At 72.1% G+C, this 15,690-nt stretch carries 15 protein-coding genes, 1 tRNA gene and 1 pseudogene; 7 read left to right on the top strand and 10 right to left on the bottom strand.

Features of this window, described 5'->3' with window-relative positions; genetic code table 11:
• Positions 1-4 precede the first annotated feature (4 nt).
• Together K318_RS0105200 and K318_RS19560 are read left to right on the top strand one after the other, a co-directional pair.
• Complete coding sequence (locus tag K318_RS0105200; RefSeq protein WP_029088705.1) at positions 5-568, top strand: hypothetical protein; 564 nt, start codon at positions 5-7, stop codon at positions 566-568.
• A complete protein-coding gene (locus K318_RS19560; protein ID WP_035280708.1) occupies positions 565-1,647 on the top strand; it encodes a polyprenyl synthetase family protein in 1,083 nt (360 codons plus the stop codon). Before K318_RS0105200 ends, K318_RS19560 begins: the two co-directional genes overlap by 4 nt.
• Positions 1,648-1,663: 16 nt before the next feature.
• Here K318_RS19560 and K318_RS0105210 read toward each other — a convergent pair whose 3' ends face one another.
• The gene (locus tag K318_RS0105210) at positions 1,664-2,020 is read right to left on the bottom strand and encodes an Rv2175c family DNA-binding protein (RefSeq protein ID WP_029088706.1); all 357 of its coding nucleotides are present in this window, start codon (positions 2,018-2,020) and stop codon (positions 1,664-1,666) included.
• A 178-nt stretch (positions 2,021-2,198) separates the two neighbouring features.
• Here K318_RS0105210 and K318_RS19565 point away from each other — a divergent pair, with 178 nt between their 5' ends.
• A complete protein-coding gene (locus K318_RS19565; RefSeq protein WP_051297579.1) occupies positions 2,199-3,287 on the top strand; it encodes a LysM peptidoglycan-binding domain-containing protein in 1,089 nt (362 codons plus the stop codon).
• Positions 3,284-5,215: a Stk1 family PASTA domain-containing Ser/Thr kinase gene (gene pknB / locus K318_RS0105220; protein ID WP_029088707.1), complete on the top strand. Its 1,932-nt coding sequence runs from the start codon at positions 3,284-3,286 to the stop codon at positions 5,213-5,215. Before K318_RS19565 ends, pknB begins: the two co-directional genes overlap by 4 nt.
• A 24-nt stretch (positions 5,216-5,239) precedes the next feature.
• Here the strand turns inward: pknB and K318_RS0105225 are convergent, their stop codons facing one another.
• From K318_RS0105225 to gcvH, 5 genes are all read right to left on the bottom strand, one after another.
• Positions 5,240-6,298: a threonine aldolase family protein gene (locus K318_RS0105225; protein WP_029088708.1), complete on the bottom strand. Its 1,059-nt coding sequence runs from the start codon at positions 6,296-6,298 to the stop codon at positions 5,240-5,242.
• On the bottom strand, positions 6,295-7,695 hold the full coding sequence (locus K318_RS0105230) for a class II 3-deoxy-7-phosphoheptulonate synthase (RefSeq protein WP_084499740.1): 1,401 nt from the start codon (positions 7,693-7,695) through the stop codon (positions 6,295-6,297). The genes K318_RS0105225 and K318_RS0105230 overlap by 4 nt, the downstream gene beginning before the upstream one ends.
• 102 nt (positions 7,696-7,797) lie before the next feature.
• Positions 7,798-8,376 (bottom strand): bifunctional nuclease family protein, encoded by a 579-nt coding sequence (locus K318_RS19570; protein WP_084499742.1) that lies wholly within the window; start codon positions 8,374-8,376, stop codon positions 7,798-7,800.
• 11 nt (positions 8,377-8,387) lie between these two features.
• Complete coding sequence (locus K318_RS25860) at positions 8,388-9,209, bottom strand: FHA domain-containing protein (protein ID WP_084499743.1); 822 nt, start codon at positions 9,207-9,209, stop codon at positions 8,388-8,390.
• Positions 9,209-9,613: a glycine cleavage system protein GcvH gene (gcvH, locus tag K318_RS0105245; protein WP_029088710.1), complete on the bottom strand. Its 405-nt coding sequence runs from the start codon at positions 9,611-9,613 to the stop codon at positions 9,209-9,211. Before gcvH ends, K318_RS25860 begins: the two co-directional genes overlap by 1 nt.
• Positions 9,614-9,973: 360 nt before the next feature.
• Here gcvH and K318_RS0105250 point away from each other — a divergent pair.
• Positions 9,974-10,050, top strand: a tRNA-Pro gene (locus tag K318_RS0105250).
• Positions 10,051-10,074: 24 nt separating this feature from the next.
• On the opposite strand, the gene K318_RS25805 is transcribed toward K318_RS0105250, so the two are convergent.
• The 4 genes and pseudogenes from K318_RS25805 to K318_RS0105265 form a co-directional block, all read right to left on the bottom strand.
• The gene (locus K318_RS25805; protein WP_342664198.1) at positions 10,075-10,878 is read right to left on the bottom strand and encodes an AAA family ATPase; all 804 of its coding nucleotides are present in this window, start codon (positions 10,876-10,878) and stop codon (positions 10,075-10,077) included.
• Positions 10,821-11,531, bottom strand: a pseudogene (locus tag K318_RS25475) (AAA family ATPase); the annotation flags it as partial. The pseudogene K318_RS25475 and the gene K318_RS25805, both read right to left, overlap by 58 nt.
• Before the next feature lie 41 nt (positions 11,532-11,572).
• Complete coding sequence (locus K318_RS0105260) at positions 11,573-11,941, bottom strand: MmcQ/YjbR family DNA-binding protein (RefSeq protein ID WP_029088711.1); 369 nt, start codon at positions 11,939-11,941, stop codon at positions 11,573-11,575.
• Positions 11,942-12,205: 264 nt separating this feature from the next.
• Positions 12,206-12,400 (bottom strand): hypothetical protein, encoded by a 195-nt coding sequence (locus K318_RS0105265; protein WP_029088712.1) that lies wholly within the window; start codon positions 12,398-12,400, stop codon positions 12,206-12,208.
• A 327-nt stretch (positions 12,401-12,727) separates the two neighbouring features.
• On the opposite strand from K318_RS0105265, the gene K318_RS0105270 reads away from it, so the two are divergent.
• Complete coding sequence (locus K318_RS0105270; RefSeq protein WP_029088713.1) at positions 12,728-14,200, top strand: GntP family permease; 1,473 nt, start codon at positions 12,728-12,730, stop codon at positions 14,198-14,200.
• Between the two features lie 10 nt (positions 14,201-14,210).
• Positions 14,211-15,689 carry a four-carbon acid sugar kinase family protein gene (locus K318_RS19585; RefSeq protein WP_051297580.1) on the top strand — a complete coding sequence of 493 codons (1,479 nt, stop codon included), beginning with the start codon at positions 14,211-14,213 and terminating at the stop codon, positions 15,687-15,689.
• Position 15,690 lies beyond the last annotated feature (1 nt).

The following is a 15,690-nucleotide window of genomic DNA, read 5'->3' on the forward strand; positions in this document are numbered from 1 at the left end:
CGGCATGATAGCCCGCACCTCGCGCACCGTCCTCACCAGGCGCACCGCGGCCTCCGCGCGCGCACTGCCCGCGGCCGCCCTGGCCGCCGCCCTGCTCCTCACCGGCTGCTCCGGGGCCGGCTCCGGCGGCGAGGAGACCGCCGAGCCGACCGCCGAGGAGACCGGTGCCGACGAGGCCGCACAGGAGGCCACCGCCGAGGCGGAGCAGAGCCCCAGCGCCCAGGCCACCTCGGGCGCCCTCGTCGAGGACTTCCCCTCGACGATCCAGCAGCTCCCGGACTCGGAGATCGTCCTGTCCTCCGTCGAGCCCGCGGACGAGGGCGAGCTCGTGAGCGCGAGCCTGACGATGCGCACGGAGTCCTCCGAGGACGATGTCCTGAAGTTCTACTCCGACACCCTCGGCGAGGCGGACTTCGCACCGGTGAGCGACGCCTCCTCCGAGGGAGGCGTCACGACCCAGGCCTTCCACGCCGACAACGGCAATCAGCTCCTCTCCGTGAGCATCTCGACCGACCAGCAGGACGAGGGCCTGCTCATGGTCACCATCGGCGGGAAGACCCTTCCGTGACGGCAGGACGCCTGAGCGCGCCCGCGGCCGTGCGCGCTGCCGTCGACGCCCGCCTCGCGGAGTTCCTCGCGGACGCGGCTCACCGCCTCCGGGAGATCTCGCCCGCGGCCGACCGCCTCACGGAGCCCCTGCGCGCCTTCGCCACCGGCGGCAAGCGGGTCCGCGCGATGCTCACCTGGTGGGGCCATGAGATCGGCGGCGGGGAGCCGGGTCCCGCGATCGCCTCGGCCGCGGGCTCGGTCGAGCTGCTGCACGCCGCCGCCCTCGTCCACGACGACGTCATCGACGCCTCGGAGACGCGCCGGGGCAGCCTCGCCGTTCACACGCGCTTCAGCCGCGAGCACGCCGCCGGAGGATGGGCCGGGGACTCCGCCCTGTACGGCGCCTCGGCCGCGATCGTCGCGGGCGACCTGTGCCTCGCCCTCAGTGAGGAGCTCTTCGGCACCGCCGGGCTCCCGGTCTCCGCCGAGGCGCGCACCGCCCACGATGCGCTGCGCCGCGACGTCATGCTGGGGCAGTTCCTCGACATCGACCTGCAGGCGCGGCCCGTGCCCCGCGAGGAGCTCTTCGCCCGCGCCTCGGAGGTGCTCACGCACAAGACCGCCCTCTACACCGTCGTCCAGCCGCTCGCGCTGGGCGCGGCGCTCGCCGGAGCGGGGCCGGAGCTGCTCTCGGCGCTCGAGCGCTACGGCCGTCCCGTGGGCCGGGCCTTCCAGATGCGCGACGACGTGCTGGGGGTGTTCGGCGAGCCCGCGACGACCGGGAAGCCCGCCGGCGACGACCTCGCGCAGGGCAAGAAGACCCTGCTGGTCGCCGAGGTGCTCGCCCGCGCGGACGCGGAGCAGGCGGACTGGTTCGCCTCGCGGCTGGGCGATCCGGGGCTCACGCCCGGGGAGATCGCGCGGATGACCGCGCTCATCGCCGACTGCGGCGCGGCCGCGGAGCTGGAGGAGAGGATCGAGCGGGAGCGCGCCGAGGCCGAGGCCGGTCTGCGCACGCTGCGCACGCTCGGCGTCGCCGAGGCGGATGTGCGGGCGCTCGCGGCCTTCGCCGACGAGCTCACGCACCGCCGCGCCTGAGGCGCACGGGCGCGGCTCAGAACGCCAGCGCCTGCGCCCTGCGGCGCACCTCCGTCTTGCTCCCGGAGCGCAGGAGGTCGATGGGGCGGCCCGGCAGGGAGTCATCGGGGGTGAAGAGCCAGGCGATCGCGGCCTCGTCGTCGAAGCCGGCGTCCCGGAGGGTGATGAGGGTGCCCTTGAGGTGCTTGAGCGGCAGGTGGGCCTCGTCCAGGAACAGCGCGGGGACCTGGAAGATCGCCCGCTCCGTCCGCCGGACGCCGATGATCGCCCGCTCCTCGACGAAGCGGCGGACCTTGGATATCCCCAGACCGGACCGCTCGGCGATATCGGGGAGCGGGAGCCAGGCGTCGACGAGGTCATCTGTTCTGTTCACCCCTCCAGCCTAGCGCCCGGACCCACGCGGGTCACACGTGCGCACCGTGCCGACACGCCCGGCGAGGGTGCGCGGCTTCCGGGCGCGGCCCCGGATACGCTTCTACCGAACGTGCACCGCGCCCGGCCCCGCCTGGTCCCGGCCGTGCACTCCCCCGGACGCAGCACAGGACGGATTGATGACCTCGACGACGGACCCCTTCGCGCTTCCCGCCCGCGGCCGCCGGTCGCGGGCCCGGACGGCCCTGCGCGAGGCCGGCCCGCTGGAGGTGTCCACGATGCTGAGCGAGGCGCCCACCGCAGCCGGCGAGCCCGCACCTGCGGAGCCGCCCGCGCTCCCGCTGTGCATCCCCTCCGGTCCCGGCTTCCTCTCCGGCACCGCCGGGGAGTCAGTGCCGGTCTCCCACGGCGGGCGCACCTACCGGGTGCGCACCGGCGACGACCTGGCGAGCGTGGCCGCGCGGTTCGGCGTCTCCGTGCCCGCACTCGTGGAGCTCAACGGCCTCGGCCGGCGCCCGCGCCTGCAGCCGGGGCAGATCGTCTCGCTGCCGGAGAGGCAGGCCGCGCAGGGGGCCGCGACGGTGCGCGTGCGTCCCGGCGACACCCTCGACTCGGTCGCCGCCGCCCAGCACGTCAGCCCCGCCGAACTCCGCCGCGCGAACGCGATGGGCGAGTCCTCCCTCATCGTCGAGGGCGAGCTCCTCGACCTGGCGGGCTCCGGGGCGATGAGCCACCGCCCGCCGCTGCGCATCGAGGATCTGGGCGAGCTGCCGTTCGTCGCCGGCGGCACCGCCGAGCACCCTCCCGAGACCCTGCTGGCCGCGCGCGTCAACAAGCGGACGCTGCACACCCGCGAGATCCCCTCGCGCAGGGCCGCGCGCCGCATGATCGAGGCGGTCGCGGGCGAGCACTCCGTGGATCCGCAGCTGGCCTCGGCGGTCGCGCAGCTCGAGAGCGGCTGGCACCACGGCGTCGTGAGCCCCGGCAACGCCATCGGGATCATGCAGGTCACCCCGCATGCGGCATGGACGGCGTCCGTGCGGATCGCACGGCGCCTCGATGTGCTCGACGCGCGCGACAACGTGACCGCCGGCGTGGTCATCCTCTCAGCCCTCCTCGACGCCGCCCGGGACGAGAAGGAGGCTCTCGCCGCCTACCACCAGGGGCTGCGCTCCCTGCGCGCGGGCGGCGTCTACCCCGATGCGGGCCGCTTCGCCGCGAATGCCCTCATCATCGCCGAACGACTGCGCGCGGAGGTGCGACGATGACCACGCTCACCGATCCGCTCATCGGGGCGAGCCTCGACGACCGCTATCGGGTGGACGCGCCCGTGGCCCGCGGCGGCATGGCGATGGTCTACCGGGGCACGGACCTGCGCCTGGACCGCGTCGTCGCGCTCAAGGTCATGCACCGGCACCTCATCGACGACGACGGCTTCGTCGAGCGCTTCCAGCGCGAGGCACGTGCGGCGGCGGGCCTCTTCCACCCCAATCTCGTCGCCGTCCACGACACGGGACGAGACGGCGACGCCGTGTACCTCGTGATGGAGTACCTGCCGAACGTCACCCTGCGGCGCGAGCTCCGCCACCGCGGCCACCTCTCCCCGCGGCAGGCGCTCGTGGTCCTCGACGCCGTGCTCGCCGGCCTCGAGGCCGTGCACTCCGCCGGGATGATCCACCGCGACCTCAAGCCCGACAACGTGCTCCTGGGCGAGGACGGGAAGATCAAGCTCGCGGACTTCGGGCTCGCCCGCGCGGTGAGCTCGGCCACGACGACCAAGACCCTCATGGGCACGGTGGGCTATGTCGCCCCCGAACTCGTGACGCGCACGGGCGCGGATGCGCGCACGGACCTCTACACCGTGGGCATCATGCTCTACGAGATGCTCACAGGAGAGCAGCCGTACACCGATGACGTGCCCATCCGCGTCGCCTACCGCCACGTCCACGACGACGTGCCGGCGCCTTCGGGCCTCGTGCCCGGCCTCTCTCCGCGCCTCGACGCCCTCGTCCTGTGGGCGACGGCCCGCGATCCCGAGGAGCGCCCGCAGTCCTCGACGGCGCTGCGGGAGGCCCTCGCCGAGGCCCGCGCCGAGCTCACCCCCGGCGAGCTCGACCTCGGCTCCGGGGAGCTGCCCGCCGCCGCGCTCGACGAGACCCGGCCCCTGCTCGTCCCCACCGCGACGATCCGCACGGCTGCGTCCGCCGACAGCGGCGAGGTGCCCCGGTCGACGGACGAGATCCCCTACCTCGGCGCACCCGCGGAGGGCCTCGACGAGGAGGCGGATGCGGAGGGCACCTGGACGAAGACGAGCGGACCCGCAGGTGCGGCAGCAGCCGCGCGGGATGCCGATCCGAACGAGGACGCAGGAGAGCCGGCGGGCGCCGAGGCCTCCCCCGCCGGGCCGGAGTCCGGTGGCGCGGGACCGGCGCCCCGGCGCCGCGGGGCCCGCCTCGCGCTCATCCTCGTAGCCGCCGTTCTCGTCCTGGGCCTCACCGCCGCCGGCCTCTACCTCTCCCGTGACCGGACCGCGACCGTCCCGGACGTCCAGACGGGGCAGGATCCGGACGAGGCCGTCGCCCTCATCGAGGAGGCCGGCTTCGAGGTCGAGACCGTCGAGGCACACAGCGATTCGGTGCCGGCCGGCCGCGTGCTCGGCGCGGACCCGGCCGGGGGCGCGGAGCTGCGGCCCGGCGACACGGTGACGCTCACCCTCTCCCAGGGCGAGGAGCTGTTCACGGTGCCCGATGTGACGGGATCGGCCGAGGCCGATGCCCGGATCACCCTCGAGTCCTCGGGCATGGTGCTCGGCAAGATCACCCGGGAGTTCTCCGACGAGGTGCCCGACGGCAGCGTCATCAGCCAGGGCGTGGGCGGTGAGGAGCAGGTCGCGAAGGGCACCGCCGTGGACCTCGTGGTCTCACGCGGCGTCGAGCCCATCGAGGTGCCCATCGTCACCGGCATCGACTACGAGTCCGCCTTCGGCCGGCTCGCCCGCATGGGGTTCAAGGTCTCCCGCGAAGACGTGTTCGACGAGGAGGTGCCCGCGGGCAAGGTCGTCTCCCAGTACCCGCGCGGCCGCGAGGAGCGCCACGAGGGCGATCTCATCATGCTCAGGGTCTCGAAGGGCCCGGAGGCGGAGAGCGGCGCGGACGACGCGAACGGCGAGGAGCCGGCCCCCGCCGAGGAGGAGTGAGCGGCTTCAGCTGAGACCGCCGGCTCAGGCGCCTGCGGTGCGCTCGGCAAGCTCCGCAAGGACCCCGGCTGCGGCCTCGGCAGCGGCCGTGTCCACGTCCAGATGGGTGACGAGCCGGCAGGCCTGTGCACCCAGCGGGGTGATGCGCACTCCGCGTTCCGCCGCGAGCCGGGCGAACTCGACCGCGTCGACCGAGAGCCCTTCCGTGCTGATGAAGGCGATGTTGGTCTCGACGATGCCCGGATCGCACGTGCCGGGCACGGCGGCGGCGATGCGCGCGGCGATGAGGGCCGCGTGCGCATGGTCCTCGGCGAGGCGGTCCACGTTGTGCTCGAGCGCGTAGAGGCCGGCGGCCGCGAGGATCCCGGCCTGACGCATGCCGCCTCCGTAGCGCTTGCGCAGGTGACGAGCGTGGCCGATGAGTTCGGCGTCACCGGTCAGCACGCTGCCGACGGGGGCGCCCAGCCCCTTGGAGAGGCACAGGCTCACCGTGTCCGCGCACGCGCCCTGGTCCGCGAAGGAGCAGCCGCTCGCGACCACGGCGTTCGCCACGCGGGCCCCGTCCATGTGGACCCGGATGCCGCGCTCGGCCGTCAGCGTGCGCAGGCGGCGCAGTTCGGCGAGATCCGCGATCCGCCCGCCGGAGAAGTTGTGCGTGTTCTCGACCGCGATCGCCCCCGTCGCCACCTGGTTGTATCCGCTGCCGGGCTCCGCGAGCGCGAGAGCCGCGTCGGCCGACAGCGTGCCGTCCGGGGAGATCCACGTGCGGCTCGTGACTCCCGCGAGCGCGGCGTGACCACCCACCTCCGCGCGCAGCACGTGGGCGCGGGACTCCGCGAGCAGCTCGCTCCCCCGCGGGACGAGCGCTGCCACGCCCAGCATGTTGGTCATGGAGCCGGACGGGCAGAAGAGCCCGGCCTCGTGGCCGAAGAGCTCGGCGACCCGGGCCTCGAGCGCATTGACCGTCGGATCCTCGGCGTAGACGTCGTCGCCCACCTCCGCGTACGCCATCGCCTGCCGCATCTCCGAGGAGGGGCGGGTGAGCGTGTCGGAGCGCAGATCGGCCAGCAGCTGCTCCGTCATGCGCGCGAGGCCCGGGTCAGCAGCTCCGCGACCTGGAAGGCCATCTCGAGCGACTGATCGTGGTTGAGGCGCGGGTCCACGAGCGTCTCGTAGCGGCGGCGCAGCCCCTCCTCGTCGATCTGCGCACCGCCGCCGAGGACCTCGGTGACGTCGTCGCCGGTCAGCTCGATGTGGAGCCCGCCGGGGATCGTGCCGGCCTCTGCATGGGCGTCGAAGAAGCCCGCGACCTCCTCGACGACGTCCTCGAAGCGGCGGGTCTTGAAGCCGTTGCCGGAGGTGATGGTGTTGCCGTGCATAGGGTCGCACACCCACGCGACCTGGGGCACCTCGCGGCCGACCTCGTTCAGCAGCGCGGGCAGCTTCTCCCGGATCTGCCCGGCGCCCATCCGGGTGATGAAGCTCAGGCGGCCGGGGGTGCGCTCGGGATCGAGCTTGTCGACCAGGCGAAGGACGTCGTCCTTGGTGGCGCCGGGGCCCAGCTTCACGCCGATGGGGTTGTGCACCTTGGAGAGGAAGTCCACGTGCGCGCCGTCGATCTCGCGGGTCCGCTCGCCGATCCACAGGTAGTGCCCGGACACGGCGTAGGGATTGCCGGTGCGGGAGTCGACGCGGGTGAGCGCGCGTTCGTACTCGAGCAGCAGGGCCTCGTGCGCGGCGAAGAACTCGACGGTGCCCAGCGCATCGAAATCGGCCCCGCAGGCGGCCATGAACTTCAGCGCGCGGTCGATCTCGCGCGCGATCTGCTCGTAGCGGTGGTAGTTGGGGTTGGAGCCGAGGAAGCCGCGGTTCCATTCGTGCACGCGCCGGAGGTCGGCGAAGCCGCCCTGGGTGAAGGCGCGCAGCAGGTTCAGCGTCGAGGCAGAGGTGTGGTACGCCTGCAGCAGCCGGCCGGGATCGTGGCGGCGGGCCTCGGGTGTGAACTCGTGGCTGTTGACGATGTCGCCGCGGTAGGAGGGCAGCGTCACCCCGTCGCGGGTCTCCTCGTCCGAGGAGCGCGGCTTGGCGAACTGGCCGGCCATGCGGCCCATCTTCACGACCGGGACGGAGCCGGCGTAGGTGAGGACGGCTGCCATCTGCAGGACCGTCTGGACGCGGCGGCGGATCTTGTCCGCCGTGGCGTCCGCGAACGTCTCCGCGCAGTCGCCGCCGGCGAGCATGAAGGCCCGGCCGGCGGCCACCTCGGCGATCCGGCTGCGGAGCAGATCGGCCTCGCCCGCGAACACGAGCGGGGGGACGGCGCGGAGCTCCTCGAGCACGGCCTCCAGCTCAGCGGGGTCCTGATACGTGGGCTGCTGCCTGGGACCGAGCCTGCGCCAGGTCTCCAGGCCCGCGAGCGTCTCCGGGGTCGCCTGTGCGGAGCCCACCGCCTCGAAGCGGGGGTCGTCGTGGAAGCTCAAGTGCCGGCCTTTCTGTTCAGCGTGATCCGGGGTCCGTGCGAGGGCAGGACGGTCCCGGAGCCGGGCGCGACCGCGCGGCCGTCCCGGGAAGAGGCTACGGGCTCAGCGCGCGTCGTCGCCGTCCGTGTCGCCATGCGGATGCTCGTCGTCCTCCGCGCCCTCGTCCGCCTCGCCGTCGGCCTCTCCCCCGGCCTCGGACTCGTCCGCGTCCTCGGACTCGAAGTCCTCGGCGGAGACGTGGTCGAGGAACTCGCGGAACTGCGCGACGGCGTCCTCATCGGGTTCGGGGGCATCGATGCCGTCATCGGCGAGGACCGCCTCGTCGACGAAGACCGAGGCATCGGCGGTCAGGGCGAGGAGGGCGGCATCGGAGGGCCGCGCGGAGAGCGTATGGCCGTCGTCCATGCGGATCTCCGCGAGGAAGGTCTGATCCTCGCGGCCTGTCACGGCGACCCCGGTGATCCGGGCGCCGTAGAGGCCGAGCGCGTCGATGACGAGCTGGTGGGTGAGCGGCCGGGGCGCGACCAGCATGCGCTTGGCCATCGTGATGGCCGCGGCCTCCTGGGAGCCGATCCAGATGGGGAGGTACCGCGGACGGTCCAGTGCCTTGAGGATGAGGATCGGCTGGTTGGCGGGCAGCTCGATCCTGATCCCCACGACCTCGACTTCGACTTCAGCCATGACCGCCCGTCTCAGGAGGTGCGGGGACGCTGCTGGAAGATCATGCGGAACTTCCCGATCTGCACGTCCGCACCGTTCTGCAGCTCGATCGAGTCGATGAGCTGACGGCCCACATAGGTGCCGTTGAGCGAACCGGTGTCGCGCAGCGTGAAGCCGCTGGGCGTCCGCACGAACTCCGCGTGCTTGCGGGAGACCGTGACGTCGTCGAGGAAGATGTCCGCGTTGGGGCTGCGGCCCACCGTCACGACGTCCGTGTCCAGCAGGATCTGCGCGCCGGCGTCCGGGCCGGAGACCACGACGAGGAGGGCGTCCGTCTCGTCGAGGCCCTGGAGGTCCGGCACCGGGTGGATCTCACCGGTGTGCGGATCGAGGATACCGGAGAACTGCTGCTGACCCCCCTGGGACGCGCCCTGCACCGGGGGCTGGCCCTGCGGCGGCGTCTGACCCTGGGCGGGGCTCTGGGGCTGTCCGCCGTACTGCTGACCGCCCTGCGGAGGCCACTGCGCGGCGGCCTGCGTCTCGTGGGGCCATCCGCCGGCCTGCTGAGCCGTGCCGTACTGCGGTTCCGGGTGCTGCTGGGCGGCCGGGGACCAGGGGGCCTCGGGCTGCTGCGGCTGCGCCGTCGTGGGCGCTCCCCACTGCTGCGCAGGGGTGCCGCCGTGGGCGGGGGCGCTGTACTGCGGGCCGGAGCCGAACCCGCCCTGCCAGGGCTGCTGGTCCTGCCCGGCCTGCTGTTCGGGACTCTGCTGAGCGCCGAACGGGAAGACGTGCGGGGTTGCCGAGGGCTGGGAGCCCTGCCCCTCGCCGGGGAACCCGCCATTCTGCTGTGACATCAGGCTCCTTCGCTCTCCACTGCCGCCCGGTAGGCGGGTGCGTCCATGAGGGCATCGACCTCGGCCGGATCGGCCAGGCGGACCTCGAAGATCCAGCCGTCCTCATACGGTGAGGAGTTGAGGGACTCCGGAGCGTCCTCGAGCGCCTCGTTCACGGCCACGACCTCGCCGGAGACGGGTGCGATGAGATCGGAGACGCTCTTCGTGCTCTCCACCTCACCGCAGGCTTCACCCGCGGTGACGGTGTCGCCGAGCGCGGGGCTGTCGACATAGACGACGTCACCCAGAGAGTCCTGCGCGAAGTCGGTGATCCCCACACGGACGACGGAATCGTCCGCGGCCCGAGCGACCCACTCGTGCTCCGCGGAGTAGCGCAGGCCATCGGGGAAGGTGAGATCAGCCATGTCAGCTCCTGTTCCTCGAATTCGTGGTCACAGCATAACTGCTCCAGTGTCCCAGGTCGCATTCGGATCCACCAGCGGTTCCGGCCGTCAGCGGACTTCGCACGGGAGTCGCACGGAGCCGGACGGACGGGGAGTCTCGCGCACGCACGCGTGCGAACCGCGCGGGGACCGCGCCGCACCGCGCAGACCGGCTCCGTGCGGCGGAGATCACACTCTTATCTCCACCCCCTCACCAGCAGAATCATCCGGAGCAGGGGCCCGTCGACCGCTCCGGCACTGGGCTCGCGGCGTCTTCACGCGCGGATTTGCCAGCACTCCGGCCGCTCCTATAGAGTCTTCCTCGGTTCACAGCGAACCGGACGGGCTATGGCGCAGCTTGGTAGCGCGCTTGACTGGGGGTCAAGAGGTCGTGGGTTCGAATCCCGCTAGCCCGACCAATTCGAAAGGCGCAGGAAACGGCTTCAGCTGTTTCCTGCGCCTTTCTTCTGCTGATGCTGTCTCGCGTGAGCAGTCCGTCCGGCGCGAGGACGACGTCTTCTCGGAAGCCCTCCGCCTCGTCGACGCCGCGAAGCAGCGTCATGAGTGGGGTTCTCCGCCAGGGGGCAGATCCGTCCACTGCTCCCCTGTCGCGCGCGGGCGCGGAGACGCTCCCATTCGCGGAGCCGGTCGCGGATGACCTGCTCGTACCCGTTGCCGGTGGGCCGGTAGAGGCGTTCGCGTTCCATGCCCTCCGGGAAATAGTCGGCCCCGGAGAACCCTTCCTCCGTGTCGGGGTCGTACTGGTAGCCCTTCCCGTAGCCCAGGTTCTCCATGAGCTTCGTCGGGGCGTTCAGGATATGGGGCGGCGGCATGAGCGAACCAGTCTGCTTCGCGAGCTTCCTGGCCGCACCGAATCCCCTGTACACGCTGATCGACTTCGGTGCGGTCGCCAGATAGACGACGGCCCGCGCGATCGCGAGCTCCCCTTCCGGGGAGCCGAGGCGCTCATACACGTCCCATGCCGCCACCGCCTGGTGCACAGCCTGGGGGTCGGCGATGGCGATGTCCTCGTTCGCGAACCTGACGAGGCGGCGGGCGATGTAGAGAGGGTCTTCGCCCCGTCGAGCATCCGCGCCAGCCAGTACAGGGCCGCATCGGGGTCGGAGCCGCGCATGGACTTGTGCAGCGCCGAGACGAGGTTGTAGTGCCCTTCCTGCGATTTGTCGTAGAGCGGGGCACGCTGCTGCACGAGCTGGGCGAGACCGGCCGCATCGAGCGGCTCGCACACGGTCTGCACCTGCTCGGCGAGGTTGAGCAGGTAGCGGCCGTCACCGTCGGCCATCGCCACGAGCGCCTGCCGCGCATCCGCATCGAGCGGCAGATTCCGTCCGATCGTGTGTTCGGCCCGCTCGATCAGAGTGGTCAGGGCGTGCTCGTCGAGGCGCTTGAGCACGAACACCTGGCAGCGCGAGTGCAGGGCGCCGTTGAGTTCGAAGCTCGGGTTCTCCGTCGTCGCCCCGACGAGCACGATCGTGCCGTCCTCGACGTAGGGCAGGAAGGAGTCCTGCTGGGCGCGGTTGAAACGGTGGATCTCGTCGACGAACAGCAGCGTGCCCTGCCCGATCTCGCGCCGCTTCTGTGCGGACACGAACACCTTGCGCAGGTCGGCGACACCGGAGAACGTCGCGGACAGGGGCTCGAAGACCAGGTTCGTGCGCTCGGCCAGCAGACGGGCGATCGTGGTCTTCCCGCATCCCGGCGGCCCCCACAGGATCATCGACACGAGCCGCTGCTCGGCGACCATCCGCCCGAGGGGGCCGTCCTGACCGAGCAGGTGCTCCTGCCCGACGACGTCCTCCAGGGCGGTCGGCCGCAGCCGATCCGCGAGCGGACGAGCGGCATCGTCGGGTTCGAACAGCGAGAGCGGGTCCTGACTCATCGACTCGCCTCCCTTCCCGCCCTCTCGGCGAGGGTCGTGATCTATGCGTCGCGGTCGGGGCGGTCTTTCGCCGGCGCCTGCCGCTCCGCGAGGTCGTACGAGTCATGCACGAGATCCTCGACCAGGGAACGGGTGATGCCTTCGCCTGAGGCGATGGAGATCCAATGCTCCTTATTCAGGTAGCGACCGCGGCTGATCGCAGCATGATCGCGCCGCAGTGCGTCCCCGAGATGCGGGTCGGCCTTGACGGTGATGATCTTCAGTTCCGGATCGTTCTCGGTGACGATGAGGAAGACCTTCCCGGCGACCTTCCACACCCGCAGATGTGCGGTGAATGGGTACCCATTGCCCGTGCCCGGCAGACGATCGGCGATCTCGACCGCGACCTGCTGGATCTTCTCACCGTCCACCTGTCTCCCCTCACTTCAGGCCCGATGAGTCCAGCCTACCCAGAGCCCCTGCGCTCACACAGCGGATCGCCCCCGGGATCCGCCGGGCGCGGATGCGGCACATCGGTCGAGGCAGCGCCCCACGCAGATGACCTGCCGTCAATGCTGGCCGACGGATACTGCGCGCACGATCTCCCGGGCCGCGTTCTCCGCGCCCACAGGCTGCGCCTCCCCCTGCAGGCGCCTCGCCGCGTCACGCATGGCACGGTCTGTCAGCGGACGGGCTCAATCGCACACGCCGTCGGCCGTGCACGAAGGACCCGGCTCCATCGAGAGCAGATCGTCGAGATCGACGAGAGGGCTCTCACCGCTCGCCGCCTCGTCGTCGCCCGGCATCTCCCCGTCCGTCCGATCGTGCACCTCGCCCGCGACTTCGCGCTCGCGCGCAACCGGGTCCTCAGCAGCACCTGATCCGCCCATGATCCCTCCTTCTCAGCGCGAACCGACGACGGCCGCCCCTCACTCCCAGCATGCCGCACCGCCCTGCTGCGGGGAACCCCGGCAGCGGGGTCCTTCCCACCCCATCGCAGACGGCGGACTCCGATCCGCCCTCTCACCAGCACCGACACCTCCGCGCCCCAGCTCGCACCAGTCGCTCTCCCACGATCACGCCACTTTTTCTGCGCACAATGAGCAACAAACGTGGAAAGTCTGAGTGATCTGTGCGTATACTCGCGGTGTTTCCGCCTGCGTCCGTGCACCTTCGGCTGCTGCAGGCCTCCCCGATCCCGCAAGGAGCATCCCACCATGGATGTGCAGCTCTTACTGGCCCTCGTCCTGGGCATCGCGACGATCGTCGTGCTGGTCCTGAAGACGCGCCTCGACGCCTTCGTCGCCCTCCTCATCGCAGGCCTCGTGACCGGCATCGTGGCCGGCGCGAACGTCCTGGACACGATCGGCTGGATCACCGAGGGCTTCGGCTCCACCCTCGCCAGCGTGGGCATCGTGATCGGCCTCGGCGTGTTCATCGGCAAGATCCTCGAGGTCTCCGGCGGCGCCGATGCCCTCGCTCGCGCCTTCCTCCGCCTCTTCGGCAGGGGCCGCGAACCCTGGGCGATGGGCACGGTCGGCTCCCTCGTCTCGATCCCCGTCTTCTGCGACTCCGGATTCGTCATCATGAATCCCCTCGCGCGCTCGATCGCCCGCGTGAAGAAGGGCGCCTACATCACGCTGGCTCTCGCCCTGGGCTGCGGTATGACGCTCACGCACCACATGGTCCCGCCCACCCCCGGTCCGCTCGCCGTCACCGGCCTGCTCGGCGCCGATATGGGCGCCGTCATCCTCACCGGCCTCATCTTCACGGTCTGCCTGCTCCCGCTCGTCGTCCTCTACGCCCGCTGGATCGGCCCCAAGCTGGAGTCCCGTCTCAACCCCATCGTGGCCGAGGAGGTCTACGGCTCCCACCACGACGTCGAGCTCGCGGCCCGCGGAGGCAGCAGCGATGCCGCCTCGCTCACGAGCGTCGTCACCTACAAGCCGGACGACCACCTCGGGCCCACCCCTCCCGGCCGCAAGCCGCATCGTCCCAGCGCTCTCCTCGGCGCGCTGCCCCTCGTGCTCCCGCTCCTGCTCATCGTGGGCAACACCGTCGCGAGCGCCGTGGACAAGGCGAGCCAGGGAGTCCTCGGCGACGACGAGGCCTACACCGCCTCGGACTGGGCGCAGCCCCTCATCTTCCTCGGCAACCCCGTCATCGCCCTCACCATCGGCATCATCCTCGCCGTCTACGTCCTCCTCCCCCGCTGGACTCCGCGCAAGCAGGTGCACGGCTGGCTGGCCGAGGCCGCAGGCTCCGCGGGCCTCATCCTCCTCATCACGGGCGCCGGGGGCGGCCTCGGCTCCGTGCTCCGGGAGTCCGGCGTGGGCGCCGAGCTCGCCGAGGCCGTCGCCGCCACCCCGCTGCCGGCCCTCTTCGTGCCCTTCATCATCGCCTCGGTGGTCCGCATCGCACAGGGCTCCGGCACGGTCGCGATGATCACCGCCGCCTCGGTCTCCGCCTCCGTCGTCGCGGGCTCCGGACTCGACCCGCTCGTGGCGGTCATGGCCTGCGTGTGCGGCTCGATGGTCTTCAGCTACTTCAACGACTCCTACTTCTGGGTCGTCACGAAGTTCACCGGCCTCGACGGGCTCGACGCCATCAAGGGCTGGTCCGGCATCACGACCCTCGTCTGGGCCGGTTCGATCCCGCTCCTGATCGTCCTCAACCTGGTCATCGGCTGAGGCCGGGAGCATGTCAGACGTCCTCGTCGTGGGCGACGACCTCACCGGCTCCAACGGCACCGCCAACGGCCTCGTGCGCCGCGGGCTCCGCTCCGGGACGATGCGCGCCGGCCCGCCCGCGGCCGGCTCCCCCGAAACGGACCACCTGCACAGGGTGGACCGGGTCGGCCCGTACCGGGAGGTGTTCGACGCCCTCGTCGTCACCACCGACTCGCGTCACCTGCCGCCGGCCGAGGCCGCCGCGCTCACCCGCGAGGCAGTGCGGGCCGGCTGGCCGGCGAGACTCGTCGCCTCCCGCTGCGATTCGACCCTGCGGGGAAACGTGGGGCCCGAGGCCGAGGCCGTCCTGAGCGCCGTCGCCGAGCTCTCCGGCACGGAGACCATCGGCCTGTGCATGCCGGCCTTCCCCAGCGCGGACAGGCAGACGCTGGCCGGCCTCCAGCTCATGGGCGGGCGCCGGCTGGAGCAGACCGAACTCGCCCGCGACGTCCGCTCCCCCATGACCACCTCCTCCGTGGAGGAGGTGCTCGGAGACGGCACGCGGCTGCGCTGCGCCCACATCGGCATCGCCGAGGTAACCGCCGGCGGCAGCGTGCTCGAGGACGCCCTCGGCCGAGCGCTGGAGACCCGGCCGGACGTCCTGATCGCAGACGCCTGCACCGATGAGCACCTCGCCGCGATCGCCCGCGCAGCCGTCGCGGTGCGGCCCGGCGCCATGTGGGTCACGATCGACCCGGGCCCCGGCACCTGGGCCATGACCGAGGCACTGGGACTGGGCCGCGATGCGAGCGCCCCGGCCTCCGAGGAGCACTCCCGCACCCCGCCGACCGCGCATGTGATCCCTCCGACCGCCGCGCCGGCGGCACCGGTGCCGGCCGCTCCCGTGCTGGCCGTCTCCGGCTCAGCCACCGAGCTCACCCGCACCCAGCTGGGCCGGCTCGCCGAGGCCCGCGAGTGCACCGTCGTGCGCGCACGGTACTCCTCCGGCGCAGGCCACCGCCTCGACATCGGGGCCACCGCCGAGGCGGTGCGGCGGGCACTGGCCGCGCTCACTCCCGGCGCCTCGGACCCCGGCGGGTCCACCGCGGGCGCTCCAGCACCCGTCGTCCTGCTCGCGACGGTGCTCGGCTCCTCGGACCTCCTCGACCTCAGCGCCGAGGAGGGCGATGCGATCCCCGCCGCGCTCGGCGAGGTCGTCGCCCAGGTGCTCGCCGCCGCGCCCGTCCGGGGCCTCTACACGACCGGCGGGGACATCACGACGGCCGTGCTCGACCGCGTGGACGGCGCCGGCATCGAGGTCCACAGCGAGGTCGTGCCCCTCGCGGCGGCCGGCACCATCGTGGGCGGGAGCCAGCACGGCACGCCCATCGTCACGAAGGGCGGTCTCGTCGGTGCCGCCGACACCGCCCTGGTCTGCGTCACCGCGCTCGAGCAGCTCGCCGCGCGGCAGCACCCCCAGGTGGCCGCCGCTTCCGCCGAGCCGCTCTGAC

Source organism: Brevibacterium album DSM 18261 (assembly GCF_000426445.1).
In the GTDB taxonomy this organism is placed as follows: domain Bacteria; phylum Actinomycetota; class Actinomycetes; order Actinomycetales; family Brevibacteriaceae; genus Brevibacterium; species Brevibacterium album.